A 24,696-nucleotide genomic window follows, 5' to 3' on the forward strand; every position below is an offset into this window, starting at 1 on the left:
CCGTCGGTCAGGACGCGGCGCGGGCCGGACACATCGCGCTGGCGAGGCGGCACAGGTCGACGTGCAGCCGCGCCACGAGCAGCAGGGCGCTCGGCGTCTTGTCGCTCACGTCAGAAGGAACCATGCGGTCATCGTATCGATTCCCCCTCCGTATCCCGGAGGGGGATCTCGCATCCTGGACGCATCCGGCTCACGATATGGTCGGGCGAGGAAACCGTCGGCCGCTGCCGCGCCGGTCGCGGGCTCAGTAGGCCTCGACGACCTTGACGTCTTCCTCGGTCACTTCGCCGTCCACGATGCGGAACGAGCGGAACTGGAAGGGCCCCGCGGCCTCCGTGTCGGCGGTCGAGACCAGGACATAGTGGGCGCCGGGCTCGTTCGCGTAACTGATGTCCGTACGCGACGGGTAGGCCTCGGTCGCGGTGTGCGAGTGGTAGATGATCACCGGCTCTTCGTCCCGGTCGTCCAGGTCGCGGTAGAGCTTCAGCAGGTCCGTGGAGTCGAACTCGTAGAAGGTGGGCGAGCGGGCCGCGTTCAGCATGGGGATGAAGCGCTCGGGGCGGCCGCTGCCCTCGGGGCCGGCGACGACCCCGCACGCCTCGTCGGGATGGTCGGCGCGTGCGTGCTCGACGATCCGGTCGAACAGAGCCTGGGTGATGGTCAGCATGAGCGACAGGATAAGCAGACGGGCCGGCCGTACCGAGGAGTGGTACGAGCCGGCCCGGATGCTGGACCTGCGACGGGGGCGGGCCCGGCAGAAGAGCCTGGCGCCGTTCCCTGCGGAACGTCTAGCGCTCCGCGTCCGCCTTCGTCGCGTCGCGCTTCACGAACGCCGCCCCCTCGGGGTTGCGTCCCTTCAGCACCAGGTAGGAAACGCCCAGGATCAGCGCCCACAGCGGCGCGCAGTACAGCGAGATCCGCGCGTCCTTGTCGACGCCCATCATCACGATGACCATGCCGATGAAGGCGAGGGCGAACCAGCTCGTCCAGGGGGCGCCGGGCGCCTTGAAGGTGGACTGCGGCAGCTCGCCGCGGTCGGCCTTGGCGCGGTAGCGGATCTGGCTGACCAGGATCATGATCCAGGCCCACATGCCGGAGATGGTGGCGAAGGAGACGACGTAGTTGAACGCATCGCCGGGCCACTGGTAGTTGATCCAGACGCCGACCAGCATCAGCGCGGCGGAGAAGGTGGTTCCGGCCAGCGGGATGCCGCTCTTGGTCAGCCGTGTGAAGAACGCCGGGCCCTGACCGTTGAGCGCGAGGTCGCGCAGCATCCGGCCGGTGGAGTACATGCCCGAGTTGCAGGAGGACAGGGCCGCGGTCAGGACGACGAAGTTGACGATCGCGGCACCGACGCCGAGGCCCATGCGCTCGAACGCGGCGACGAAGGGCGAGACGCCCGGCTGGAACGCGGTCCACGGCACGACCGAGAGGATCATGATCAGCGCGCCGACGTAGAAGACGCCGATACGCCACGGCACGGTGTTGATCGCCTTGGGGAGCGTCTTCTCCGGGTCCTTGGACTCGCCGGCGGTGACGCCGACCAGTTCGACCGCGAGGAAGGCGAACATCACGATCTGCAGCGTCATCAGCGTGCCGCCGATGCCCTTGGGGAAGAACCCGCCCTCGGACCACAGGTGCGTCATGGAGGCCGTGTCGCCGGCGTCGGAGAAGCCGATCGTCAGCACACCGGCGCAGATGAGGATCATGCCGATGATGGCCGTCACCTTGACCATGGAGAACCAGAACTCCAGCTCACCGAAGAGCTTCACGGAGATCAGGTTCGCGCCGTACAGGATGATCGTGAAGACCAGTGCGGAGAGCCATTGCGGGATGTCCCACCAGTACGTCATGTACGTGGCTGCCGCGGTGACTTCGGTGATGCCGGTGACGACCCAGAAGAGCCAGTACGTCCAGCCGGTCACGAAGCCCGCGAAGGGGCCGACGAATTCGCGGGCGTACTCGGCGAACGAGCCCGAGACGGGGCGGTACATGAGCAGTTCGCCCAGCGCCCGCATGATGAAGAAGATGACCAGGCCGGCGATCGCGTAGGCCAGGATGAGGCTCGGTCCGGCCTTGGAAATGGCCTTGCCGGCGCCCAGGAAGAGGCCGGTGCCGATGGCTCCGCCGATCGCGATCATCTGGATCTGACGAGCACCCAGTCCTCGCTGGTAGCCCTGGTCAGCGGCACCTTCGCCGCCGTGCTTCTTGTCGACCTGCACCGAGGTCATGGTGATGCGCCCTTTCTCCATGCTGACCGCGCCCGCTGCGTCGCGAGGCTGCGGATCAGGTCCTGATCCCCCCGGATGTGGATGGAGTGCTACCGGCGATCAGCCGGCCACAGCGCCCCCGGGAACATGGGTGGCGCCCCCGGCGGTCCGGAAGATTTATCACGACTGCAACGTTGACCGGTCGCAGCGAGTGTGGCGCACAGCACAGGAAGAAGGGGACAAAACTCCCCCGAAATCGCAAAGCACGAAGGCTTGGTGACACGATCGTTATCCGGATTTGAGTGTCCGTTGAGCGAACGGAATCCGGCAGGAGCATGACGGAAAACAGCCCCGGATACGCGGGCCGGGACGGGCGCGGTCCGTGCGCCGGAACCGTGGCTCCGGCGCACGGATCTCAGTGCATCAGCGTCTCGACGAGCGTCTCCTGGAGCACCCCGAGCCAGAGGTACGCCATGACCATCGGCTTGCGTGGATCGTCGTCCGGCAGCCGGTAGAGCTCGTTGTTCTCGTCCTCGTCGCCGACCTCGAGACGCGTACCGATGGTCAGACGCAGGTCGTTGAGGGCCCCGAGCCAGCGCGCGCAGTCGTCCGGCCCGAGCTTCAGCACGGCTCCGCCTTCGCCGCCGGCGCTGAGCGCGTCGAGGCAGCGGACGACACAGAGTGCGTCGTCCCGCTTGCGGGAGCGCAGGTCGGTCTCGGTGAAGCGCCTGAACTCGGCGGAGGCGGCGCGCAGTTCCTCGTCCTGCTCGTCCGCGTCAGGTCCCGTGTAGCCGTCGGGGAACAGCCGCGCCAGCGCCGGGTCGGCGGGCGGTTCGCTCGGCCCTTCGGCGAACATCGCGGCGAGCGGGTCCTCGCCCTCGACCGGTTCGTCGCCGGGGCCGATCAGCTCGAGCATCTGGACGGCGAGGGAGCGCAGGATGGAGATCTCGACCTCGTCGAGCGGGACGGCCGCGCCGCCGCCGGGGATCGGCTCGAAGTGGCCCGCCATCAGTTGCGGTCCTGGGAGAGCGTCGCCCACAGCCCGTATCCGTGCATCGCCTGCACGTCGCGTTCCATCTCCTCGCGGCTGCCGCTGGAGACCACGGCCCGTCCCTTGTGGTGCACGTCGAGCATCAGCTTGTGCGCCTTGTCCTTGGAGTAGCCGAAATAGGCCTGGAAGACATAGGTGACGTAGCTCATCAGATTGACCGGGTCGTTGTGGACCAGCGTCACCCAGGGCACATCCGGCTCGGGAACGGCGAAGGTCTCCTCCGCCGATTCGGGGCGTTCGATCTCTGTAGGAGCAACACTCACCCGGTCCATGCTGCCACCCGCAGGGGCCCATCGCACAAACGGGCCTCACATCTCGTCACTCTGACGAGATGTGCGCTACGCTCACGTCATGGCTGCGTCACCCGGGGGGCGACCCCCGGCACCCGGTCGGTCCGACCGGCAGCCCGGACAAGAAGTGTGAGGTTGACCGTCGTGAACACTGCGGACCTTGGCCTGCCGGTGGATGTGCCCTCGACAGCGCTCTTCACGGACCAGTACGAGCTCACGATGCTGCAGGCCGCGCTCCGGTCCGGTACGGCGGGGCGCCGCTCGGTCTTCGAGGCCTTCACCCGCAGACTGCCCGAGGGGCGGCGCTACGGCGTGGTCGCCGGCACCGGACGGGTGCTCGACGCCGTGGAGAACTTCCGCTTCGACGCCGGTGTGCTCGGCTTTCTGCGCGAGCAGCGGATCGTCGACGAGCCGACGCTCGAATGGCTCGCCTCGTACCGCTTCACCGGCGACATCTGGGGCTACCCCGAGGGCGAGGTGTACTTCCCGGGCTCGCCGATCCTGCGGGTGGAGGGCTCCTTCGCCGAGTGCGTCGTGCTGGAGACCGTGATCCTCTCGATCCTCAACCACGACTCGGCGATCGCCGCCGCGGCCTCCCGGATGTCGTCGGCGGCGGGCGGGCGGGGGCTCATCGAGATGGGCGCGCGGCGTACGCACGAGCTCGCCGCGGTGGCTTCGGCGCGCGCCGCGTACGTGGGCGGCTTCGACTCCACGTCCGACCTGGCCGCCGGGTTCCGCTACGCGATCCCGACGGTGGGCACCAGCGCGCACGCCTTCACCCTGCTCCACGACAGCGAGCGCGACGCCTTCCAGGCCCAGGTCGACTCACTCGGACGAGGGACGACGCTGCTCGTCGACACCTACGACGTGGCCGAGGCCGTGCGTACCGCCGTGGAGATCGCCGGGCCCGAACTGGGCGCCGTCCGCATCGACTCCGGCGACCTGCTGCTGGTCGCGCACCGGGTGCGCCAGCAGCTCGACGACCTGGGCGCACGCGACACCAGGATCGTGGTCACCTCCGACCTCGACGAGTACGCGATCGCCTCGCTGGCCGCCGCGCCGGTGGATGCCTACGGGGTGGGCACCCAGCTGGTCACCGGCAGCGGGCACCCCACCTGCTCGATGGTCTACAAGATCGTCGCCCGTGCGCAGTCGTCCGATCCGCAGGCCCCGCTCCAGCCCGTGGCGAAGAAGTCGATGGGTGCGAAGTCCTCGCGGGGCGGGCGCAAGTGGGCCGCGCGCCGGCTGGACGCCGAGGGTGTGGCGGAGGCCGAGGTCATCGGAGTCGGTCCGGTCCCGGCCGAACTCGCCGACCACCAGCTCCTGGTCGAGCTGGTCAAGGGCGGCACGGTGGTGGCCCGCGAGCCGCTCGACACGGCACGGGACCGGCACCGTGCGGCGCGGTCCGGGCTGCCGATGTCGGCGACCCAGCTGTCCAAGGGAGAGCCTGTCCTGCCGACGGAGTACGTATGAACGCAGCGTGAAGCCCTCTCCCGCTGAGCCGCCCGAGTCTCTAGGCTCGATAGCGCCGCTCGCATGCCCCCGCCGCCCTTCCCCGCACCCCTAAGGATCCCCGCCATGCACCGCGCCCTGATCGTCGTGGACGTCCAGAACGACTTCTGCGAAGGCGGCAGCCTCGCGGTGACGGGGGGCGCCGAGGTCGCCGCCGCCATCACGGACCTGATCGGCCAGGCCGCCGCCCCCGCCGGCTATCAGCACGTGGTCGCCACCCGCGACCACCACATCGAGCCCGGTGACCACTTCTCCGACCACCCCGACTTCTCCCACAGCTGGCCGCCCCACTGCGTGGCGGGCACGGAGGGCGTGGGCTTCCACCCGAACTTCGCTCCGGCGGTGGCGTCGGGCGCGGTCGACACCGTCTTCGACAAGGGCGCGTACGCGGCGGCGTACAGCGGCTTCGAGGGCACGGACGAGAACGGCACGACGCTGGCGCAGTGGCTGCGGGCGCGTGAGGTGACGGAGGTCGACGTGGTCGGCATCGCGACGGACCACTGCGTCCGGGCGACGGCGCTGGACGCGGCCCGCGAGGGCTTCACGACGCAGGTGCTGCTGGATCTGACGGCGGGAGTGGCGAAGGAGTCGACGGAGCGGGCGCTGGAGGAGCTGCGGGGCGCGGGCGTGGAGCTGTCCGGCAAGCCGGTCGTCTGACGGCCTGCCGGTCCCCCGGCGGTCCCTCACCCGCCTCGTCCGCCCCGGAGCCGCACACGGGCCCCGGGCGGGTCCGGGTGACCCGTGGGGCCGCCGCTACCCCTCCCGTACCCGCGCGTCCTGGAGCAGCGCCCGTATCGGGTGCCAGAGCTCCTGGGTCGCCCCCGGCTGGCCGCGCCAGAGCAGGCCGTCCGGATGGTGCAGTACGGCGGTGATCTCGTCGGGTGTGGGCGGCTCGACGTTGCCCCGCAGATAGACCGCCCGCAGCCCCAGGTTCCGCAGTCGCGTCAGCGCCCTCGCCCGGTTCCTCGCGAGGACCAGGAAGCGGGCCGTGCTCCCGTCGCCGAGCGGACTCGGCAGGCTGAGCGCGACGACCACGCTGCCGTTGGGCAACTTGCTGAAACCTCCGCCAGGCATGCGGAACCACTCCCCCGTGAGATGGCGTGTCAATAAGGATCCGGTAGGACGCACCTAAACACGATCGGCCGCCGCCCGCTAGAGGGCGACGGCCGATCATGGTTTGACCTGCGGTTATACGTTTTACTTGGTCGACGGACCAACCTTCACGGTGATCGACTCACCGCTCTTGGGCTCACTCACGATGGAGATCTTGGTGTTGGTGTCAGTTACCTTGACACCCGCCGTCGGGTTCTCGGCGTACCAGTAGACGCCCTTGCGGTCGTCGAACACCGAGGTGCCCTTCTGCGCCTTGATCCGCTGGGCGACGTCCGCGTTGTGCAGCGTGAACGCGTCGGTCGGCCGCAGGCTGAACGTCGAGTCGAACGTCTGGATCTTGTTCCGCATCAGCGTGCCGTTGGCCCACTTCAGCGGCTTGGCGTGCGCGTCGATCGGCAGGACGAGACCCTGGCCCGGGTGGGCGCTGGTGTTGTTGTCCTTCTGGGAGGTGTCCCACAGCCAGATCAGCAGGCCGTTCTGGTACGGGTAGTGCTCGACCCACCCGTCCTTCGGAGCCTTGAAGCCGAAGTTGTACGGGCCGACCTTGAGGGTCTTGTCGTACGACACGTACTGGCGGTTCTCGGCCAGGTAGTACTGCTCGTACTGCTTGGTGAAGGACTCGGCGATGCGGGAGAAGCCCTTCGAGGTCCAGCCCGCGTCGTCGCCCTCGGCGTTGTCCGTGAACAGCGCCGTGCCGTCCGCCTTGACCATGATGGCGTCGGCAGCGAAGCCCTTGCCGCCCGCGCCGCCGTCCGTCTGGTAGCGGAAGCGGACGTCGATCTTCTTGCCGGCGTACGCGTCGAGCGGGTAGACGAGCTTCTTGTACGCGCCCGAGGTTCCGGTCAGCGCCGGCTTGTCGCCCGCGTCGCGCGGAACGGCCTTGCCGTCGGCGGTGCCGTCCACCGGCGTCCAGTTGGCGCCGCCGTCCGTCGACACCTCGGCGTAGAGGTAGTCGTAGCCGGTCTCGATGTCCCACCAGCCCGAAAGCTCCAGGGACGCCTTGGACTTGCCGGTCAGGTCCACCGGGCGGGTCAGGGTGTTCTTGAGGTCGTCACCCATGTCGCTCCACCACTGCTTGGAGCCCTCGGCGGGCTTCACGACGGTGGTGGTGACGGCCTTCTTCGGCAGCTCGACGACGAGCGCCTGCGGCCGCTTGGTGTTGTACTCCGAGACACCCAGCTTGTGGGTGGACGCCTTCGCGGCCTTGCCCTTGGTGTAGTTGAGCCAGCCCAGCTGGAGCTTGTCCCAGGCGGTCATGTCGCCGGGCAGGTCGCCGATGGAGTCCTTGCCGGTGCCGAGCCAGGAGCCCGCCGACATCAGGGTCCAGTAGCCGGTCGAGTTCTCGCCCTTGCCCGACGTGTCGTAGTGGTCGGGCAGACCGAGGTCGTGACCGTACTCGTGGGCGAAGACACCGAGGCCGCCGTTCTCGGGCTGCACGGTGTAGTCGCCGACCCAGATACCGGTGCTGCCCACCTGGGTGCCGCCGGACCGGTTGTTCGCCGGGCCGGTCTTGCCCGCGTCGGTGCCGTACGCGTACCAGCGGTGCGCCCACAGGGCGTCGGGGCCCTGGGCGCCGCCGCCGGCGGACTCGTCCTCACCGGCGTGGACGATCTGGAAGTGGTCGATGTAGCCGTCGGCCTCGTTGAAGTTGCCGTCGTTGTCGAAGTCGTACCGGTCCCACTGGTCGTAGCCGGACAGGTCCGCCTTGATCTGCGCGTCGGTACGGCCCTTGGCCTTCTGGTCGGCGACCCAGGCGGTGACGCCGTCGCGGACCGTGTCCCAGACGTTGGCGCAGTTGGAGTCGCCGCAGTAGTTGGAACCGTAGCGGGCCTCGTTGTAGTCGACCTTGACCCAGTCGGAGACGCCGCCCTCGACCGAGTAACGGCCCGAAGAGGTCTTCTCGTAGTAGGTCTTCAGGGACTCCTTCTGCTGACCGGTCTTCTTGTCCTTGCCGGTGCCGAAGTAGAGGTCCTGGAAGTGCTTCTGGTTGTAGTCCGCCTGCCAGGCCGTGGAGTTGTCCAGCTTGGGGTCGGGCTTGGCTATCTTGTTGTGCAGGGGGCCGGGCTGGCCGCCGTACTTCTTCACCGGCGCCTCGGGTCCGTCCGGACCGTCGGGGTCGAACATCGTGGTGTCGTCGACCTTGTCGCCGAACTCCACCAGGATCGTGAAGATCTTGTCCGTCTTCTCCCGGCCGAGCTCGACGTACTTCTTGTCGCCGAGCTTCACGACCTGGGAGCCGCCGCGCTTCTGCACGGTGGCGTCGCCGGATATGACCTGCTCCAGAGCGGCTTCGCGCTGCTGCTCCTGCTGCTTGCTGAAGGGTCCGTCGAGGTCGTGCTCGACATGGTCCTTCTGCGGCGCCGGGTCACGGCGCTCGATGCTCGCGGACGCCGTGGAGCCCTGGTCCTCGGCCTGTGCGCTGGTGAACGCCGAGGCCGAGGCGGCCGTGGCCGCCAGAGCCACGAGCACCGCGGACGTTCTGATCGTCCGTCGCTTGATGGTCACTTGAAGTTGTCCTCCCCCGCGCTACCGTTCGCAGCCGGACTCATGTGGGGTCGTCCGGGCGCGGTACACGCGTCACAAGTGACGACATTCGACCGGAGTTGCCGGAGAAAAGACAGACCTTGACTTGAACAGGCCAACTGCACTATGCAGGAGCACAGTTCCGGTATCCGGACGAGCCTGAGACCGGCCAACGGGCGCACGTATCAGGCCACTTGATGCATCGAATGACTCCGTGCGCCCCCGATGCACCAGCACCGTGGGTTAGGTCACGCTTACCACCCGTTCCCGCCGGGCATCCATCGCCGTACAGTCACCTGTCAGTGCGACCGCGTTGAGAGCCAGCCCCCGACGTCCCGAGGACGGATACCGTCATGCCGCGTCCGACTGCCGCACAGCTCGCCTACGGTTCGGCCACCGTCGTCTTCTCGACCCTCGCGCTGCTGTTGCTGACGCGTACCGCCCACCCCGTCGGCGTCGCCGCCATCGGCGTCGCATCCATGGCGCTCGGACTGCTGGTCGCGGTGGCCCTGCCGATGGGCCGGGCCGCACAGGCGGCGAGGGCCGCTCAGGCCGCGCGCACCGCCCGCGTGAAACATGCCGCGGCTTCCGCCGACGGTCTCACCAACCGGGTGCCCGGGCCCCGCGCCCGCGTCGGCGCCGAGGCCAGGGTCGGCGAGCACTCGCTACGCCGCTGACACCACCACGGTCTTGCCGGCCTTGTCGTGCAGGCCCTGTTTGTAGGGCTTGTCGGTCAGGATCGTGATGATGATGACCAGCCACCAGATACAGAAGCAGCAGACGAGCGCCGGCACCCACAGCACCACGGCCCGCAGCAGCGAGGAGCCGGTGTCCGGCACGCTCCCGTCGTTGAGCATCGCGACCCGCAGCTTCATCAGCTTCTTGCCGACGGTCTGGCCGCTCCTCTTGACCATGAGGGTGTCGTAGCCGACGTAGGCGACCAGGGAGATCAGCGACCACAGCCACTGCCTGCCCGTGTTCAGGTCGCCCGCGATGTCGTCCCAGGAGTCGCCGTTCGCGTCGACGCCCCAGCCGCCGAAGATCAACGACAGCAGGAACAGCGGGATGAACACGATCAGCGCGTCGATGACCCGGGCGAGGAACCGCCGGCCGAACTCCGCGAGCGGCGGCATCCCGGCGAGGGGATCGACCCCGCCGTAGGGACCGCCCGGACCGCCGCCGTAGGGACCGCCGGGTCCGCCGCCGTACGGCCCGCCGGGCCCACCGCCGCCGTAGGGATCGCCCGCGCCGGGGCGGCCGCTTCCGTACGGGTCACCGCCCTGCCCGCCGTACGGCGAACCCGGCGGCGGCCCCTGTCCGGAGCCGGGCGGCGGCCCCGGAGGAGGCTCCTGCGGACCGCCCGCCGACGGCGGCGTGGGGTCCTGCGGCTTCTTGAGGAAAGGGTCGTCCTCGGGCGGCTGGCCCGGCGTCGGCGCGTCGTTGCTCATGGGGGCAGTGCACCGCGCCGGGCGGGTGCCCGCAACGGCTCGCGTGCCGTTCGGGGGACCCCCGCGCGCGCCGGTCCGGACGGGTCAGCCGGTCACGAAGGTGTGCGCCGCCTTGTCGTGCCAGCACTGCCGCCACGGCCGGTCGAACAGACACCACAGGACGTTGACGACGCCGATGGCGATCACGCCGAGTACGCCGTAGACGAGCCAGCGGCGCAGCGCTGCACCGAACGACGGAGGGTCGTGGGACTCGATGTCCATGACCGACAGACCGCAGACCTTCTTGCCCAGCGTGCGGCCCCACTTCGCCGTCGGCAACGCCTCGTACAGCACCCCGAACACCAGCAGGGCGCCCAGGATGATCGCGAGATGGACGGAGGTGGTGCCGTCGATCAGCCAGACGGTCACCGTCTCGCCGGACTGCTTCGCCGCGTCGATCTTGTCGTTGATGTGCGCGAGCGCCTGCGAGCCGACCGGTACGGCCACCGCTCCGACGACCGCGCCGAGCAGCACGGTGTCGATCAGCCGGGCGGCGAACCGCTTGCCCAGCGAGGCCGGGCGGGCCGACGCCTGCGCCTGGGCGGCCGCGAGGAAGGGGTCGTTGACCGGCGGCTTCCAGGGGGTGACGGGCGGGTCGTTGTCGGTCTCGCGGGCGAGTCGGTGGACCTGCTGCGCCCAGGAGGCCGAGCCGCCGCCGGGGCCGTCGGTCATGGGAGCGTGGCCGGCCCGCTCGGGTCCCTGCTGCGGCACCTCCGGCGTCTGGGGCTGCGCGGGGGCCTGCGGCGGGGACGGCGCGGAGGCGCCGGGGGTCATGGACCGGACGCTGAGACCTTCGTCGGTCCGTCCCGCGGCCGCGGCGGCGGCCCGCAGGGCGCGGATCGTCACGGTGTGGTCGACCGGAGGCTGGGTCTGCGAGCCGTGCGACGCCGACGGGTCGGCGGTGCCGGCGTCGGCGGCGGCTCCCTGACGGGACCGCATGGCACGGATGGCCGCGGTGTTGTCCGTCCGGGGCTCACCGGCGTCGTCCCCGCCGAGGGAGCGCACGCCGGGCAGCGCGCCGCCGGTCGGGTCGCCGGCCTGGGACGGAAGCCGCGGGTCTGCGGGGGCGCCCGCCGCCGGTCCGCCGTGGGCGGCCGGGGTGCGCGGGTCCTGGGGACCGCCCCAGGAGACCCGGTTGTCGCGGTCGCCGCCGAACCCGGTCTGCCGGGAGGTGTCGGCGGCCCAGGCGGTCGCGGGTTCCGGGCGGGAGGGCTGGTCGGACGGCTCCTCGTCGAAGAAGTGCGGGCCGGTCTCCTCGACCCGGGCTTCCGGAGCCGTTTCGGGGGCTGCCTGGCCGGGCCCGGGGTCCATCGCCTCGCCGGCGTTCGGAGCGGGCCGGCTCGTGCCGGGCACCCAGGCAGCGCCGTTCCAGTACCGGACGTATCCGGGGATGGACGGATCCGGGTAGTAGCCGGGCGTCGGACTTCCGTCGCCGGTGGCCGGGGTGGGGGCGCTCATCACCGTGGTCCCGTATCTCCTCGAGAGCCTCAATACAAGGCTCCACATCTATCAGACCCTTGAGTGTCCCCGGGCCGGTCCCGGCGTAACGACCACTTTCCGGTCACCGTCCGATCACAGAAAGTTGTTCCCCGAACCCGCGTCATAGCCGGCGGGGACCGCGCTCTCTCCTTGCAGGGCCCGCCCACGGGCCTCGTATCCGAAGGGGAGAGCACTGTCATGCACTCAGTGGTGGAACGCGAACTGGAGCTGAAACTCGTTCTGTCGCCCGAGCGGAGCGTCCCCGTTCCGGCCCGGCTGACCTATCGCACGGACGATCCGTACGCCGTGCACGTCACTTTCCACGTCGGCTCCGACAGTCCGGTCAAGTGGACCTTTGCCCGGGAACTGCTGGTGGAGGGGGTGTTCCGGCCGTGCGGCAACGGCGATGTGCGGGTCTGGCCGACCAAGGTCGACGGCAGAAACGTCGTCCTGATGGCGCTCAGCTCACCGGACGGCGACGCGCTGCTGGAGGCGGTGGCCACGGTGGTGTCGGCCTGGCTGGAGCGGACGCTGCGGGTGGTTCCGCCGGGCTCCGAGTCCGAGCGGCTGGGCATCGACGACGGTCTCGCCGAGCTGCTGGCGCCCACCCCGGCCGACGATCTGTGGCTGCGCAGCCCCTGGCCGTCGGACGAGTCGCAGGAGGGCGACGCCCATGCGTGAGGGGGATCAGACGTAGGTATGGGTGATGAACTCGATGGAGTGGCCGTCGGGGTCGTCGATGTACACCCCGCGGCCACCGAACAGGTGGTTGATCCGCTGCGGCTCGGCGTGGGCCGGGTCGGCCCAGTACGGCAGTTCCCGCTCCGTGATCCGCGCGAAGATCGCGTCGAACTCCTCCTCGGAGACGAGGAACGCCAGATGCTGGGAGACGATCTCGGCGTTCCCGCGGTGGTCGTAGTAGTCGAGAGTGACCCCGCCGCTCAGGGGGACGCTCGCGAAGGGGCCGAAGGCCTTCGGCTCGGGTTCGTCGATGAGCTCGGTGAGAAAGCGGGCGGCGGCGAAGCGGTCGCGGGCATGGACGATGGTGTGGTCGAGGCGTGCGGGCACGGCTGCCTCCTCCTGGGCGCTTGCCCGGCGGCCCGGCCGCCGGGCCGATGTCTCCACGCTAGGAGTACGGGGACGGCCGGGCATCGGCCATCGGTCCGACGGCCCGGCAGACCTTGGACCCAGGACCCGGGTCTCAGAAGAGCTTGCCGGGGTTGAGGATGCCGAGCGGGTCGAAGGTGGCCTTGATGCCGCGCTGCAACTCCACTCCCACCGGCCCGAGTTCGCGCGCGAGCCACTCCTTCTTCAGAACGCCGACGCCGTGCTCGCCGGTGATCGTGCCGCCGAGTTCGAGGCCGAGCGCCATGATCTCGTCGAACGACTCGCGGGCCCGTCGGGACTCGTCGGCGTCGGTGTGGTCGAAACAGACGACGGGGTGGGTGTTGCCGTCTCCCGCGTGGGCGCAGACGCCGATGGTGAGGTCGTACTTCTCCGCGATGCCGGCCGTGCCCTCCAGCATCGCGCCGAGCTTCGAGCGCGGTACGCAGACGTCGTCGATCATCGTCGCCGTCTTCACGGTCTCCAGCGCGGTGAGCGACATCCTGCGGGCCTGGAGGAGGAGTTCCGACTCGGCGACCGTATCGGCCGGGACGACCTCGGTGGCGCCCGCGGCCTTGCACAGCTCCCCGACGGCGGCGAGGTCGGCGGCCGGCTCCGGGGTGTCGAAGGCGGCCAGCAGCAGGGCCTCGGTCGTCTCGGGCAGCCCCATGTTCGCCATGGCGTTGACGGCCCGCAGTGTCGTGCGGTCCATGAGCTCCAGCAGCGACGGGGTGTGGCCCCGCTCCATGATCGCGCAGACCGCGTCGCAGGCGGCCGCCGCCGAGTCGAACTCCGCCGCCAGCACCAGCTGGGCGGGCGGCTGCGGCCTGAGGGCCAGCACCGCTTTGACAACGATGCCGAGGCTCCCCTCGGAACCGACGAAGAGCCTGGTGAGGTCGTAGCCCGCGACGCCCTTGGCGGTGCGGCGGCCCGTGGTCAGCAGCCGGCCGTCGGCGAGAACGACGTCCAGGCCGAGCACGTACTCCGCGGTCACGCCGTACTTGACGCAGCACAGTCCGCCGGACGCGGTGCCGATGTTCCCCCCGATCGTGCACATCTCCCAGCTGGAGGGGTCAGGCGGGTAGTAGAGCCCGTGTTCGTTGACCGCGCGGGAGAGCACGGCGTTGACGACCCCGGGCTCCACGACGGCGATCCGGTCGACCGGACTGATCTCCAGAATCCGGTCCATTTTCGTGAGCGAGAGCACGATGCACCCGTCCGAGGCATTGGCGGCGCCGGACAGGCCGGTGCGGGCGCCCTGCGGGACGACCGGGACGCGCAGTTCGGTCGCGGTGCGCATGACGTGCTGCACCTGTTCCACCGTCCGCGGGAGGACCACGACCGCGGGCGTGCCCGCCTCGCAGAAGCTCGCCATGTCGTGTCCGTACGACGCCGTCACATCCGGATCGGTGATGAGGGCATCGGCGGGCAGGCCGGAACGCAGCCGTTCGAGAAGATCGTCCATGGACCCAGCGTCGCACCAGGGGCCATCGGTGTGAACCCGTCTGCGTTCCGGTTCACAGGGCCGGGTGTGTTCTTCGTATTTACTGCTCGCTGACGCACAGTGAGCGCCATGAACAGCGAACATCTGAAGACCGCCGCGATCAGCACCCTGGTCGCCGCGACGCTGGTCACCGGAGTGGTCGTGCTGGTTCCCGGCCGCGACGAGCTGAGCCCCCGCCCGGCACCCGGCAGCCCCGGCGGCCGGGCGGGGGCCGCCGCGGCGACGGGCATTCCGGCCGCTCTCGACGACCTGACCTCTCTGATCGCCGAGCGGGAGCGCTGGCTCGAGGCGCACCCCCGGGACGGGGAGTCGTGGGCGCTGCTCGGGTCGGCGTATGTGCAGCGGGGCACACGACTCGCCGACTGGGGCGCGTTCCCGAAGGCCGAGAGCGCCCTGCACAGGTCGCTGGAGGCGCTGCCGGCGGAGGAGGGCAACACCGAGGCCCTCGTCGGCCTCGCCACGCTGGCCAACGCCCGGCAGGACTTCGTCACCGCCCGCGCCCTGGCCGAGCGCGCGGTCAAACAGCGGCCGAAGCGATGGACGGCGTACCCGGCACTGATCGAGGCCTGCAACGGCCTCGGCGACTACAAGGCCGTCATCAAGGCGATGGACACCCTGACGTCGCTGCACACGGGGTCGCAGGCGCTGGGCCTGGCCGCGCGGGTCTACCGCAACCGCGGCTGGCGCGAGGACGCGGCGGCCACCGCGTACGACGCCGTGGGCAGCGCCTCGAACCGCGCGGAGAAGGCGGTCGCCCTCCAGCAGCTGGGCGATCTGGCCTGGGAGCGCGGTGAGCCGCAGGAAGCCGTCGAGGCCTACGACCGCGCCCTGAAACTCGCGCCGGACCTCCACCCGGCCCTGGCGTCGCGGGCCCGCGCGCTGGCGGCACTCGGCCGTACCGACGAGGCCTTCCGCGACTACCAGGCGGCGCTGGAGGAGCTTCCGCTGCCGCAGTACGCGCTGGAGGCGGGCGAGTTGTACGAGTCGCTCGGGCTGAACGGCGACGCCCAGTCGCAGTACGAGCTGATGCGCACCTCGGCCACGAAGGCCGGCGAGTACGGCGTGAACCAGGAACTGGTGCTCGCTCTGTACGAGGCGGACCACGGCGACCCGGAGGCCGCCGTGCGCCGGCTCCAGAGCGAGTGGAACCGCAAGCACCGCAGCATCCAGGTCGCGGACGCGCTGGGCTGGGCCCTGTTCAAGGCGGGCCGGGCGAAGGAGGCGCTGCCGTACGCGCGGAGGGCGACGGACGAGGGCCTGCGCAGCCCGCAGTTCTCCTACCACCGGGGGGAGATCGAGCGGGAACTCGGTTTGTGGGGTCCGGCCCGACGGCACCTCGCGGAGGCGCTGCGGATCAATCCGCATTTCTCGCCGCTGCTGGCTCCGCTGGCCGCGGACGCCCTCACCGCGCTCGGGGAACTGCCGGAGGGCGGCCCCAGGAAGGTGACCGGCGAGGAGCCGGACGCGGAGCCCGTGCGGGGCGACGGGGGCACGGGCGGCGGCCAGGTGAAGCCGAAGCAGGAGCCGTCCGAGCGGCCCCGGTCGGGCGGCGCGGGCCCGTCCGCCGACGGAGCGGGCACGGGGTACGGGGCGGGGGCGGGCACGGGCTCGTCCGGTACGGATGCCTCCGGTGCGGGATCCTCCGCGACCGGCTCCTCGGGCACGTACCCCGGCGGTACGGGCCAGGGGACGAACCCGGGCGACGCCGGTGCCGGGCAGCAGGCCCCGCCCTCGCGGCAGTCCCCCGGGCGGTCCGCCGGCACTGCGCCGCGGCAGAACGCGAACGCCCAGCCGCCGGCGTCCGGCGGGCCCGGCAACGCGCGGCCGGGGGGCAACTGACCGTCCCGGGCGGCGGGCCCCGGCGCAGAGCCGGGGTCAGCGGAGGGTGGCGTAGACGATGAGGTTGTCGACCGGGTGACCCTGCGCGTCGAACGCCCCGTCACAGGTGATCAGCCGCAGCTCGCGGCCCGCTGTGCGGCCGTAGACCCGTTCGGTGGGAAAGGCCTGCTTGCTGACCGTCTCCGTGGCGGTGACGGTGAAGTGGACGGTCGCCCCCGCGGCGTTGCGCACCGCGATGTCCGCGCCCCGGGCGATCTTCCGGAGGTCGTGGAAGACGGCGCGGCCGTGGCGGGTGTCGTTGTGGCCGATGATCACGGCGGCCCCGCGGTCGCCCGGGACGGCCGCACCGGTGTACCAGCCCGCGGTCATACCCCGGGCCGCGGGCGGGACTTCGACGGTGCCGTCCGGGTTGAGGCCGAGTCGCATCAGCGGGCCGCTCACGCCGATCGAGGGGATGCTCACCTCCACGGGATCGGCTTTCTGCTTCCGGGCGGGGTCGGCCTTCTGCTGACGGGCGGGGTCGGAGGGCGCTGTGGCAAAGGCGCGCGGTGTCCCCGCGGCCGGGACCTCGTCGGCCGCCGCGGAGCAGCCGGTGACGGCGGCGAGGAGGGTGAGGGCAAGGGCGGCAAGAAGGGGACGGACGGGCGCGGGGGAAGCGCCGGTCCGCCCTGGCCCGAAGGCATGCTGACCGGGACGGTGCGGCGGGGTCATCGGTACTCCTGAGGCGGCAGAGGTCCGCGGGGGCGGCCGCCGCGACCGGCGGCCGCCCCCGCGGCGGGGTGGGTCAGCCGTGGTGACGGCCGGCCGTACGACGGCGGATCACGACGGCACCGGCGCCCGCGAGCAGCGCGACTCCGGCCGCCGATCCGGCGAGAGCGGTGCTGTTGCCGCTCCCGCTGCCGGCGGGCTGCTCCCCCGCGTCCACACCACCGCGCGGCAGACGGCCGGCCCGCTCCTGCGCCGGGGCGGGCTTGTCACCCGCGTCGACACCGCCGCGCGGCAGACGGCCGGGCCCCTTCTCCGCGGGGGCGGGGGTGGGCGCTTCGCGCACCGGCTGCGCGGTGCGGTCCGCGGCCGGCTTGGCGGGAGCGGGGGTCGAGTCGGCGAAGGCGCCGCCGGCCGGGACGATCACTGCCGCGGTCGCGGCGGTGGCGACGGCGAGGGCGCGCAGGGACAGACGGTGGGACATGAATGTGGCTCCATTCCAGCGTGGACCAGGGATGCCGGGACGGCGTCGCAACGCGGCGTCCGGGCATGGGCGTCAGGCTGTCCTGAAGTTGTGAGGAAGCTGTCAGATCGCTGTGATGGACGTATCAGGGCTGCCGGGGGCCTTCCGCCGCCCCGGAGGGCGCGGGCTCACCGGGAGCCGGAGCGTGAACACCGACCCCTCCCCCTCGGTGCTGGCCGCCTCCGCCGAACCGCCGTGCCCTTCCGCCAGCTTGCGCACGATCGCCAGTCCGAGACCGCTGCCGCCGGTGCGCCGGCTGCGCGACTTCTCCGCGCGCCAGAAGCGGTCGAAGACGTACGGCAGGTCGTCCGCCGGGATACCGCTGCCGGTGTCGGCGACCTCCACGGCCACCTCGTCGCCGCCGTCCGAGCCCCGGGCGCGCAGGGTGACGGTGCCGCCGGGCCCGGTGTGGCGCAGGGCGTTGGAGACCAGATTGCCGACGGCCTGCCGCAGCCGCACCGGGTCCGCGGTCAGCACCGGTGCGCCGCCCGGCACCGAGACCGTCAGCGTGACGCCGGCCGTCTCCGCCCGTGCCTGGTGCGCGGCCGCGACCTGGCCGAGCAGCTCGTCGATCCGTACCGGCTCGGGGTGCAGGCGCAGGGCGCCCGCGTCGGCCTCTGCCAGGTCCTGGAGGTCGTCGATGATGTGCTGGAGCTGCACCGCCTCCTCCAGCAGCGAGGACACGAACGCCGGGTCGGGGTCGGCGAGTCCGTCCTCGGCCGCCTCCAGCCAGCCGCGGATGTTGCTGAGCGGGGTGCGCAGTTCGTGCGCGACGTCGCTGACCATGGCCCGGCGCTGGGTCTCCAGCCGGGCGCGGTGGGCGGACATGTCGTTGAACGCCGCGGCCAGCCGCCCGATCTCGTTGTCCGCGGTGACCGCCACCGGCTCCGTCGTCTCGCCGTCCTTCATCCGCTGCGCGGCTCCGGTCAGCGCGTGCAGCGGCCGCACGAGGCGGGTGGCGGCGAGCAGGGAGGCGCCGACGGTGAGGGCGAGGACGAGGGCGGCGGCGCCCGCGATGCGTGCGGTGTTCGCCGGGGAGAGGTCGAAGCCGGGGACGGTCGTGCTGTCGGGGTCGCCGATGAACAGCAGCGCGGGCGAGGAGACGTAGGAGCTGAGCTGTTCGCGTCGGGCGGTGCCCACACAGGAGGCGATGGCCCGGTCCTCCAGGCTGCCCGCCGGGCCGCGTACGACCGGCGCGGGCTCGGCCGGCACGGGCTCGGCCGGGGCGGGCAGGACGCCGGACGGGGCGGCCTGGCGCGGTACCGGGCGCGTCTCGGTGTCGCGCTTCCAGGACAGGTCCAGGCCGAGCCGTACGCTCGCGCGGCCCTGCCGCTCCAGGCAGGCGTCGGCCAGTGCGTTGAGGGTGGCGAGCGCGGTGCGTTCGCTGCGGGTGGGCTCGTCCAGTACATCGAGCGGGCAGCGGGTGCCCTCGATCCGGTCGATGTCGTTGCCCACGACCTGGATACGGGGGCGGCCGCTGGGAGTTCGCAGGATGTCCGAGGCCAGCCCGTACTCGCGCAGACAGCTCACGACCCGGTCGGCGGTCTTCTGCAGCTGTGCCCCTTCGGCGGCGGGCAGCCGGAAGGGGCCGACCGCACGCGGGTCGATTCGGTCCGCCGGGTCGCCGCCGCTCTGCTCGGTCGCCGGGGTGAGGGCGCTGTCCGCGGAGAGCGGGTCGACGACGGCGGAGGGCTGGGGCGGCAGCGCGGGCGGCTTCTGTTCGGTCGCGGAGTCGGCGATGGGTGCGCGGCTCTGGGTGGTCAGCGCGATGCGACGGCCGTACTGCCGGGCCAGCGCCCGCACGGTCGGCTCGACACCGTCCCACTGGGGGTGCGTCGCCGCGCGGCCGAGCAGCGCGTGGTAGATCCGGGCGTCGTCGGTGAGATTCTGGCCCTGCTCCTGCCGGATGGCACCGGAGGTGGTCTGCACGGCCAGCCAGGCGGTCGCCGCCACCGAACAGGCGGCCACCAGCGCGGAGACGGCGAGCAGACGGCCCAGCAGACTCTTGCGCAGCGGTAGCCGCCGCCCGCCGCGGCCGGGCTGCCGCTCCCGGCTACGAAACCGCACGGCCGGCGCCCTTCGCCGGGTCCGCGAGCTTGTAGCCGACGCCGAAGACGGTCAGGAGGCGGGCGGGCCGCCGCGGGGCGGGTTCGATCTTCTTGCGCAGGTTCATGATGTGCACGTCGACGGTCCGGTCGCCGATGTAGCGGGCGTAGCCGTGCAGTTCCTCCAGGAGCCGCTGCCGGGTGAAGACGCGTCCCGGCTCGGCGGCCATGGCGGCGAGGATGCGGAACTCCCCGGGGGTGCACTCGACGCGGGCGCCGTCGACGCTCACCTCGTGGCGGTGCGGGTCGATGACGAGGGTGCCCACGGCGAGGACGGGCTCGGCCGCCTCTCGCGCGGCGGGCGGGCGGGTCCGGCGCAGCAGCGTACGGACCCGGGCCATCAGTTCGCGCGGGCTGTAGGGCTTGGTCATGTAGTCGTCGGCCCCGAGGTCGAGACCGAGCAGCAGATCGTCCTCGGTGGAGCGGGCGGTGAGCATCAGCACCGGCAGCTCGTACGTCTCCGCCCGCAGGATGCGCAGCACGTCCAGGCCGTCGGTCTTCGGCATCATCACGTCGAGGACGAGCAGGTCGGGCGCTCTGTGGCGGATCTCCTCGACGGCGGCGCGGCCGTCGCGTACGAGCGTGACCGTGTGGCCCTCGCGTTCCAGATAGCGGCGGACCAGTTCGGCCTGCTTCTCGTCGTCCTCGGCGACCATGACATGTGCGCTCACGCCGCGATCGTAAGCAGTCGGAAGCGGCCGGAAGGCACGAAGTGCCGGACAGGCCTGCTTAGCAGGCCTGTCCGGCACGTGGATCGTGGTCCGTTATCCCCTACCGGGACCCTGGACGGCTCAGAGGTTGCCGCGCTTCTCCTGCTCGCGCTCGATCGCCTCGAAGAGCGCCTTGAAGTTGCCCTTGCCGAAGCCCATCGAGCCGTGCCGCTCGATCATTTCGAAGAAGACGGTCGGCCGGTCCTGGACCGGCTTGGTGAAGATCTGCAGCAGGTAGCCGTCCTCGTCACGGTCGACGAGGATCTTCAGCTCGCGCAGGGTCTCGACCGGCACCCGGGTCTCGCCGGCCCACTCGCCGAGGGTGTCGTAGTACGAGTCGGGGGTGTCGAGGAACTGGACTCCGGCCGCCCGCATGGCCCGCACCGTGGAGACGATGTCGTTCGTGGCGAGCGCGATGTGCTGGACACCGGCGCCGCCGTAGAACTCGAGGTACTCGTCGATCTGCGACTTCTTCTTCGCGATCGCCGGCTCGTTGATCGGGAACTTCACCTTCAGGGTGCCGTCGGCGACGACCTTCGACATGAGCGCGGAGTACTCGGTGGCGATGTCGTCGCCCACGAACTCCTTCATGTTGGTGAAGCCCATGACCTTGTTGTAGAAGGCCACCCACTCGTTCATCCTGCCGAGTTCGACGTTGCCGACGCAGTGGTCGATCGCCTGGAAGGTGCGCTTGGCGGGCGGCTCGACCATGGGGGCGGTGGCCACGTAGCCCGGCAGGTAAGGGCCGTCGTAGCCGGAGCGGTCGACCAGGGTGTGCCGGGTCTTGCCGTACGTCGCGATCGCGGCGAGGACGACCGTGCCGTGCTCGTCCTTGAGCTCGTAGGGCTCGGTGATGCCGCGGGCACCGTGCTCGGTGGCGTAGGCGTACGCGGCCCGGGCGTCCGGCACCTCGATGGCCAGGTCGATGACGCCGTCGCCGTGCTCGGCGACATGACCGGACAGGAACGTGCCCCACTCGGTGGAGGCCTTGATGACGGAGGTGAGGACGAAGCGCGCCCCGCCGTTCTCCAGCACATAGCTCGCCGTCTCGCGGCTGCCGTTCTCCGGCCCGGAATAGGCGACGACCTTCATGCCGAAGGCGGTCGAGTAGAAGTGGGCGGCCTGCTTGGCGTTGCCGACGGCGAAGACGACCGCGTCCATTCCCTTGACCGGGAAGGGGTCGGCCTCGCGCGCGGTGGTCGGGTGCTTGATGGTCTCAGTCATGACCGCAGGCTCCCTCCGTTCCACAAGGTGCGCAATAGTTCGTGATTCCCCTGGTCAATCTGTACAGCCCGGGAGCAGTATGGAGGGGCTTTCTGTACAGGATGCCCATCCCGGGGGTGCGCCATGGCGATCGATCATCTGGACGGCCGGCTCATCGTGCTGCTGGCCCGCGAGCCGCGCATCGGCGTGCTGGAGGCGTCCCGCCGGCTGGGGGTGGCCCGCGGCACCGTGCAGGCCCGGCTCGACCGGCTTCAGTCGAATGGAGTCATCCGCGGACTGGGGCCCGACGTCGACCCCGCGGCCCTCGGCTACCCCGTCACCGCCTTCGCGACGCTGGAGATCAAGCAGGGCCAAGGCGCCGATGTCAGGGCCCATTTGGCGGGTGTTCCCGAGGTGCTGGAGCTGCACACGACCACCGGGCACGGCGACATGCTCTGCCGTCTGGTGGCGCGGTCCAACGCCGATCTTCAGCGGGTGATCGACCGGGTTGTCGGTTTTGATGGCATCGTGCGGGCCTCCACGGCGATCGTCATGGAGAACCCTGTGCCCCTGCGGATCATCCCGCTGGTGGAGCAGGCCGCGGAGGACGAACCAGCCTGAGTGGAGCGCGCGTGAGCTTCTGGGAGTATGTGGCCACCCGGCACCAGCAGCTGCTCACCGACGCCTTCCAGCAGGCCAGCCTGGTCTTCCAGTGCATGGTCATCGCCACCCTGCTCGGCATCCTCATCGGCACGTTCACCTACCGCAGCACCTGGGCGGGAAATCTGGCGATCCTGTCCACGGCCACCATCCTGACCGTCCCCTCGCTGGCCCTGATCGGTCTGCTGATCCCGCTGGTGGGCCTCGGGGTCGCGCCCGCGGTGATCTCCCTGACCCTGTACGGGCTGCTGCCGATCGTGCGCAACTCCGTCGTGGGGCTGCGCGGCGTGGATCCGTCGCTGGTGGACGCCGCGAAGGGCATCGGGATGTCCCGGGCCGCGCGCATGTTCCGTGTCGAGCTGCCTCTCGCCTGGCCCCCGATCCTCACCGGCATCCGTGTCTCCACGCAGATGCTGATGGGGATCGCCGCGGTCGCCGCGTACGCCTCCGGGCCCGGACTCGGCAACGAGATCTTCCGCGGCATCGCCTCGCTGGGCAGCGCCAACGCCATCAACCAGGTACTCGCGGGCACCATCGGCATCGTCATCCTCGCGCTGCTCTTCGACGCGGCGTACGTCCTGATCGGGCGCCTGACCATCTCCAGGGGGATCCGTGACTGAGACATCCGGCGCGGGCATCCAGCTGGAGAACCTGAGCAAGCGCTACCCCGGCAATCCGAACCCGGCCGTCGACAACGTCTCGATGGAGATCAAGCCGGGCGAGACGGTGATCCTCGTGGGCCCTTCCGGCTGCGGGAAGTCGACCACCCTGAAGATGATCAACCGGCTGATCGAGCCGTCGTCGGGCCGCATCAGGATCGGCGACGAGGACGTCACCGACATGGATCCGGTGAAACTGCGGCGCAAGGTCGGCTACGCGATCCAGTCCTCCGGCCTCTTCCCGCACATGACGGTCGCGGAGAACATCTCGCTCGTACCGAAGATGCTCGGCTGGGCGAAGCCCAAGGTGAGAGCCCGGGTCGAGGAGATGCTCGATCTGGTCGGACTCGATCCGCGCGAGTTCCACGGCCGGTATCCGCGCCAGCTGTCCGGCGGTCAGCAGCAGCGGGTGGGCGTCGCGCGGGCGCTCGCCGCCGACCCCCCGGTGCTGCTGATGGACGAGCCGTTCGGAGCGGTCGACCCGATCACCCGCGACCACCTCCAGGACGAACTGATCCGGCTCCAGCACGAGCTGCACAAGACGATCGTGTTCGTCACCCACGACTTCGACGAGGCGATCAAGCTCGGCGACCGGATCGCCGTGCTGCGGGAACAGTCGCACATCGCCCAGTTCGACACCCCCGAGGCGATTCTCACCAACCCGGCCGACGACTTCGTCTCCGGATTCGTGGGCGCCGGCGCGGCACTCAAGAGACTCAATCTGACCCGCGTACGGGACGTCGAGATCGCGGACTTCCCGACCGTGACCGTGGACGACCCCCTCCAGTCCATCTTCAACAGGCTCCGCACCGAACTGCACAACGAGCTGCTGATGCTGGACCGGCGGGGGCGGCCCTACAAGTGGCTGAGGCGCGGTGACCTGATGCGCGCCAAGGGCTCGCTGGCCCGTGCGGGGCAGTTGGTGCACGACACGGTGACCCGGGACGCGACCCTGCACGACGCGCTGGAGGCCGTACTGACCGACTCCGGTGGACGGGTGGCGGTGACCGGGCGGCGCGGCGAGTTCATCGGCGTGGTCGACATGGAGACGTTGATGAACTCCGTGCAGGAGCTGCTGGAGGCCGACCGGCTGGCGGCCATCGAGCACCAGCACAATCTGGAGGAGCTGCGCCATCACCGCACGGAACAGGAGTTGGAGGGAGGCGCATGAGTACCGCTCCCGAACGCCCGCCGGGCGAACACGACGTCAGGGGCCACGCCTTCCGCGACGAGGAGGAGGAGCCCACTCCCCCGCCGGCCCCGCCCCCGCGGCGTATCACCTGGCAGAAGCTGGTGTTCCTGCCGTCCGTCGTCGCTCTGGTCCTGCTGGCCACCTGGCTGTGGTACTCCAACATCCAGCTCGACGCGATCGCCGAGAACTCGCTGTCCGGCGGCAACGTCCAGCTGCGGCTGTGGCAGCACATCCAGCTGACCGCGATCTCCACCTTCTGGGTGCTGATCATCGCCATCCCGCTCGGCATCGCGCTCACCCGGCGGGGCATGACCAGGGCGGCTCCTCCGTTCGTCGTGTTCGCCAACATCGGACAGGCCACCCCGGCGATCGGTCTGCTGGCGCTGCTGGTGATCTGGCTGGGCATCGGCGCGTCGACCGCGATCGTCGGCATGGTGATCTACGCCATCCTTCCGGTGCTCTCCAACACGATCGCGGGCCTGCGGGCGATCGACCCCCAGCTCGTGGAGGCGTCCCGCGGTATCGGCATGTCCGGAACCGGGACCCTGCGCAAGGTCGAACTCCCGCTGGCCGTGCCGCTGATCCTGGCCGGGGTGCGCACCGCGCTCGTCCTCAACGTCGGCACGGCGACGCTGGCCACCTTCGTCGGCGGCGGCGGCCTCGGTGACCTGATCACCTCCGGAATCCAGACGCAGCGGATGCCGGTCCTCATCATCGGTTCGGTGCTCACGGTGGCGCTCGCCCTGATGGTGGACTGGCTCGCCTCGCTGGTCGAGCTGACGATGACGCCGCGCGGACTGGAGAGCTGATGCGGTATCCGCGGAGGT

At 70.7% G+C, this 24,696-nt stretch carries 25 protein-coding genes; 9 read left to right on the forward strand and 16 right to left on the reverse strand.

The features are described 5' to 3' along the window. Window positions 1–7 precede the first annotated feature (7 nt). The 5 genes from ACQPWZ_RS13650 to clpS form a co-directional block, all read right to left on the reverse strand. Window positions 8–124, reverse strand: coding sequence for a putative leader peptide (locus ACQPWZ_RS13650; RefSeq protein WP_356705224.1), 117 nt, complete (start codon window positions 122–124; stop codon window positions 8–10). Between the two features lie 120 nt (window positions 125–244). Beyond that, entirely contained in the window at window positions 245–667 is a 423-nt protein-coding gene (locus tag ACQPWZ_RS13655; RefSeq protein WP_340473299.1) for a M67 family metallopeptidase, read from the reverse strand. A gap of 121 nt (window positions 668–788) precedes the next feature. Then, entirely contained in the window at window positions 789–2,231 is a 1,443-nt protein-coding gene (locus tag ACQPWZ_RS13660; RefSeq protein ID WP_405569988.1) for an amino acid permease, read from the reverse strand. A 394-nt stretch (window positions 2,232–2,625) separates the two neighbouring features. Then, a complete protein-coding gene (locus ACQPWZ_RS13665) occupies window positions 2,626–3,219 on the reverse strand; it encodes a DUF2017 domain-containing protein (RefSeq protein WP_340473301.1) in 594 nt (197 codons plus the stop codon). Next, window positions 3,219–3,533: an ATP-dependent Clp protease adapter ClpS gene (clpS, locus tag ACQPWZ_RS13670; RefSeq protein WP_313946103.1), complete on the reverse strand. Its 315-nt coding sequence runs from the start codon at window positions 3,531–3,533 to the stop codon at window positions 3,219–3,221. The genes ACQPWZ_RS13665 and clpS overlap by 1 nt, the downstream gene beginning before the upstream one ends. 162 nt (window positions 3,534–3,695) lie before the next feature. On the opposite strand from clpS, the gene ACQPWZ_RS13675 reads away from it, so the two are divergent. After that, the gene (locus ACQPWZ_RS13675) at window positions 3,696–5,024 is read left to right on the forward strand and encodes a nicotinate phosphoribosyltransferase (RefSeq protein ID WP_433571457.1); all 1,329 of its coding nucleotides are present in this window, start codon (window positions 3,696–3,698) and stop codon (window positions 5,022–5,024) included. A gap of 105 nt (window positions 5,025–5,129) precedes the next feature. After that, a complete protein-coding gene (locus ACQPWZ_RS13680; protein WP_356705228.1) occupies window positions 5,130–5,720 on the forward strand; it encodes a nicotinamidase in 591 nt (196 codons plus the stop codon). 96 nt (window positions 5,721–5,816) lie between these two features. Here ACQPWZ_RS13680 and ACQPWZ_RS13685 read toward each other — a convergent pair whose 3' ends face one another. Both ACQPWZ_RS13685 and ACQPWZ_RS13690 read right to left on the reverse strand, forming a co-directional pair. Next, window positions 5,817–6,137: a hypothetical protein gene (locus ACQPWZ_RS13685; RefSeq protein ID WP_313946100.1), complete on the reverse strand. Its 321-nt coding sequence runs from the start codon at window positions 6,135–6,137 to the stop codon at window positions 5,817–5,819. Window positions 6,138–6,260: 123 nt separating this feature from the next. Next, complete coding sequence (locus tag ACQPWZ_RS13690; RefSeq protein WP_433571458.1) at window positions 6,261–8,681, reverse strand: immune inhibitor A domain-containing protein; 2,421 nt, start codon at window positions 8,679–8,681, stop codon at window positions 6,261–6,263. A 371-nt stretch (window positions 8,682–9,052) separates the two neighbouring features. On the opposite strand from ACQPWZ_RS13690, the gene ACQPWZ_RS13695 reads away from it, so the two are divergent. Then, window positions 9,053–9,376 (forward strand): hypothetical protein, encoded by a 324-nt coding sequence (locus ACQPWZ_RS13695; RefSeq protein ID WP_313946098.1) that lies wholly within the window; start codon window positions 9,053–9,055, stop codon window positions 9,374–9,376. On the opposite strand, the gene ACQPWZ_RS13700 is transcribed toward ACQPWZ_RS13695, so the two are convergent. Both ACQPWZ_RS13700 and ACQPWZ_RS13705 read right to left on the reverse strand, forming a co-directional pair. Further along, complete coding sequence (locus tag ACQPWZ_RS13700; RefSeq protein ID WP_340473304.1) at window positions 9,365–10,147, reverse strand: RDD family protein; 783 nt, start codon at window positions 10,145–10,147, stop codon at window positions 9,365–9,367. The genes ACQPWZ_RS13695 and ACQPWZ_RS13700 overlap by 12 nt on opposite strands. 84 nt (window positions 10,148–10,231) lie before the next feature. Beyond that, window positions 10,232–11,644: an RDD family protein gene (locus ACQPWZ_RS13705; protein WP_340473305.1), complete on the reverse strand. Its 1,413-nt coding sequence runs from the start codon at window positions 11,642–11,644 to the stop codon at window positions 10,232–10,234. A 219-nt stretch (window positions 11,645–11,863) separates the two neighbouring features. Between ACQPWZ_RS13705 and ACQPWZ_RS13710 the strand changes: the two genes are divergently transcribed. Then, window positions 11,864–12,346 carry an SsgA family sporulation/cell division regulator gene (locus ACQPWZ_RS13710; protein ID WP_340473306.1) on the forward strand — a complete coding sequence of 161 codons (483 nt, stop codon included), beginning with the start codon at window positions 11,864–11,866 and terminating at the stop codon, window positions 12,344–12,346. Window positions 12,347–12,352: 6 nt separating this feature from the next. On the opposite strand, the gene ACQPWZ_RS13715 is transcribed toward ACQPWZ_RS13710, so the two are convergent. Together ACQPWZ_RS13715 and ACQPWZ_RS13720 are read right to left on the reverse strand one after the other, a co-directional pair. Beyond that, on the reverse strand, window positions 12,353–12,733 hold the full coding sequence (locus ACQPWZ_RS13715; protein WP_433571459.1) for a VOC family protein: 381 nt from the start codon (window positions 12,731–12,733) through the stop codon (window positions 12,353–12,355). A 133-nt stretch (window positions 12,734–12,866) separates the two neighbouring features. Continuing rightward, window positions 12,867–14,234, reverse strand: a complete 1,368-nt coding sequence (locus tag ACQPWZ_RS13720; protein ID WP_356705232.1) for an FAD-binding oxidoreductase — start codon at window positions 14,232–14,234, stop codon at window positions 12,867–12,869. 108 nt (window positions 14,235–14,342) lie between these two features. Between ACQPWZ_RS13720 and ACQPWZ_RS13725 the strand changes: the two genes are divergently transcribed. Beyond that, window positions 14,343–16,112, forward strand: coding sequence for a tetratricopeptide repeat protein (locus ACQPWZ_RS13725; protein ID WP_433571460.1), 1,770 nt, complete (start codon window positions 14,343–14,345; stop codon window positions 16,110–16,112). 36 nt (window positions 16,113–16,148) lie between these two features. Here ACQPWZ_RS13725 and ACQPWZ_RS13730 read toward each other — a convergent pair whose 3' ends face one another. The 5 genes from ACQPWZ_RS13730 to hppD all read right to left on the reverse strand — a co-directional run bounded on the left by ACQPWZ_RS13730 (window position 16,149) and on the right by hppD (window position 21,379). Next, on the reverse strand, window positions 16,149–16,823 hold the full coding sequence (locus ACQPWZ_RS13730) for a class F sortase (RefSeq protein WP_433571461.1): 675 nt from the start codon (window positions 16,821–16,823) through the stop codon (window positions 16,149–16,151). 73 nt (window positions 16,824–16,896) lie between these two features. After that, complete coding sequence (locus tag ACQPWZ_RS13735; protein ID WP_433571462.1) at window positions 16,897–17,301, reverse strand: hypothetical protein; 405 nt, start codon at window positions 17,299–17,301, stop codon at window positions 16,897–16,899. Between the two features lie 102 nt (window positions 17,302–17,403). Further along, on the reverse strand, window positions 17,404–19,407 hold the full coding sequence (locus tag ACQPWZ_RS13740; protein WP_433571463.1) for an ATP-binding protein: 2,004 nt from the start codon (window positions 19,405–19,407) through the stop codon (window positions 17,404–17,406). Further along, a complete protein-coding gene (locus ACQPWZ_RS13745; RefSeq protein WP_340477863.1) occupies window positions 19,394–20,101 on the reverse strand; it encodes a response regulator transcription factor in 708 nt (235 codons plus the stop codon). The genes ACQPWZ_RS13740 and ACQPWZ_RS13745 overlap by 14 nt, the downstream gene beginning before the upstream one ends. Before the next feature lie 135 nt (window positions 20,102–20,236). Continuing rightward, window positions 20,237–21,379, reverse strand: a complete 1,143-nt coding sequence (gene hppD, locus ACQPWZ_RS13750) for a 4-hydroxyphenylpyruvate dioxygenase (RefSeq protein WP_340473313.1) — start codon at window positions 21,377–21,379, stop codon at window positions 20,237–20,239. A gap of 123 nt (window positions 21,380–21,502) precedes the next feature. On the opposite strand from hppD, the gene ACQPWZ_RS13755 reads away from it, so the two are divergent. The 4 genes from ACQPWZ_RS13755 to ACQPWZ_RS13770 are packed head-to-tail and all read left to right on the forward strand — an operon-like array spanning window position 21,503 to window position 24,678. Continuing rightward, entirely contained in the window at window positions 21,503–21,979 is a 477-nt protein-coding gene (locus ACQPWZ_RS13755) for an Lrp/AsnC family transcriptional regulator (RefSeq protein ID WP_313946087.1), read from the forward strand. Between the two features lie 11 nt (window positions 21,980–21,990). Then, window positions 21,991–22,638 (forward strand): ABC transporter permease, encoded by a 648-nt coding sequence (locus tag ACQPWZ_RS13760; RefSeq protein WP_340473314.1) that lies wholly within the window; start codon window positions 21,991–21,993, stop codon window positions 22,636–22,638. Then, complete coding sequence (locus ACQPWZ_RS13765; RefSeq protein ID WP_433571464.1) at window positions 22,631–23,848, forward strand: betaine/proline/choline family ABC transporter ATP-binding protein; 1,218 nt, start codon at window positions 22,631–22,633, stop codon at window positions 23,846–23,848. The genes ACQPWZ_RS13760 and ACQPWZ_RS13765 overlap by 8 nt, the downstream gene beginning before the upstream one ends. Then, window positions 23,845–24,678, forward strand: coding sequence for an ABC transporter permease (locus ACQPWZ_RS13770; protein WP_340473315.1), 834 nt, complete (start codon window positions 23,845–23,847; stop codon window positions 24,676–24,678). The genes ACQPWZ_RS13765 and ACQPWZ_RS13770 overlap by 4 nt, the downstream gene beginning before the upstream one ends. Window positions 24,679–24,696 lie beyond the last annotated feature (18 nt).

It is taken from the genome of Streptomyces sp. CA-251247, assembly GCF_050952975.1.
GTDB classification, from domain to species: Bacteria; Actinomycetota; Actinomycetes; order Streptomycetales; family Streptomycetaceae; genus Streptomyces; species Streptomyces achmelvichensis.

Bases quoted from the DNA above. Each gene is read 5' to 3' on its own strand.
- ACQPWZ_RS13700 (WP_340473304.1), bottom strand. From the start codon at position 10,147: ATGAGCAACGACGCGCCGACGCCGGGCCAGCCGCCCGAGGACGACCCT.
- ACQPWZ_RS13720 (WP_356705232.1), bottom strand. From the start codon at position 14,234: ATGGACGATCTTCTCGAACGGCTGCGTTCCGGCCTGCCCGCCGATGCC.
- ACQPWZ_RS13745 (WP_340477863.1), bottom strand. From the start codon at position 20,101: ATGGTCGCCGAGGACGACGAGAAGCAGGCCGAACTGGTCCGCCGCTAT.
- ACQPWZ_RS13770 (WP_340473315.1), top strand. From the start codon at position 23,845: ATGAGTACCGCTCCCGAACGCCCGCCGGGCGAACACGACGTCAGGGGC.
- ACQPWZ_RS13655 (WP_340473299.1), bottom strand. From the start codon at position 667: ATGCTGACCATCACCCAGGCTCTGTTCGACCGGATCGTCGAGCACGCA.
- ACQPWZ_RS13650 (WP_356705224.1), bottom strand. From the start codon at position 124: ATGGTTCCTTCTGACGTGAGCGACAAGACGCCGAGCGCCCTGCTGCTC.
- ACQPWZ_RS13705 (WP_340473305.1), bottom strand. From the start codon at position 11,644: ATGAGCGCCCCCACCCCGGCCACCGGCGACGGAAGTCCGACGCCCGGC.
- ACQPWZ_RS13665 (WP_340473301.1), bottom strand. From the start codon at position 3,219: ATGGCGGGCCACTTCGAGCCGATCCCCGGCGGCGGCGCGGCCGTCCCG.
- hppD (WP_340473313.1), bottom strand. From the start codon at position 21,379: ATGACTGAGACCATCAAGCACCCGACCACCGCGCGCGAGGCCGACCCC.
- ACQPWZ_RS13660 (WP_405569988.1), bottom strand. From the start codon at position 2,231: ATGACCTCGGTGCAGGTCGACAAGAAGCACGGCGGCGAAGGTGCCGCT.
- ACQPWZ_RS13730 (WP_433571461.1), bottom strand. From the start codon at position 16,823: ATGACCCCGCCGCACCGTCCCGGTCAGCATGCCTTCGGGCCAGGGCGG.
- ACQPWZ_RS13710 (WP_340473306.1), top strand. From the start codon at position 11,864: ATGCACTCAGTGGTGGAACGCGAACTGGAGCTGAAACTCGTTCTGTCG.
- ACQPWZ_RS13695 (WP_313946098.1), top strand. From the start codon at position 9,053: ATGCCGCGTCCGACTGCCGCACAGCTCGCCTACGGTTCGGCCACCGTC.
- ACQPWZ_RS13725 (WP_433571460.1), top strand. From the start codon at position 14,343: ATGAACAGCGAACATCTGAAGACCGCCGCGATCAGCACCCTGGTCGCC.
- ACQPWZ_RS13685 (WP_313946100.1), bottom strand. From the start codon at position 6,137: ATGCCTGGCGGAGGTTTCAGCAAGTTGCCCAACGGCAGCGTGGTCGTC.
- ACQPWZ_RS13755 (WP_313946087.1), top strand. From the start codon at position 21,503: ATGGCGATCGATCATCTGGACGGCCGGCTCATCGTGCTGCTGGCCCGC.
- ACQPWZ_RS13735 (WP_433571462.1), bottom strand. From the start codon at position 17,301: ATGTCCCACCGTCTGTCCCTGCGCGCCCTCGCCGTCGCCACCGCCGCG.
- ACQPWZ_RS13680 (WP_356705228.1), top strand. From the start codon at position 5,130: ATGCACCGCGCCCTGATCGTCGTGGACGTCCAGAACGACTTCTGCGAA.
- clpS (WP_313946103.1), bottom strand. From the start codon at position 3,533: ATGGACCGGGTGAGTGTTGCTCCTACAGAGATCGAACGCCCCGAATCG.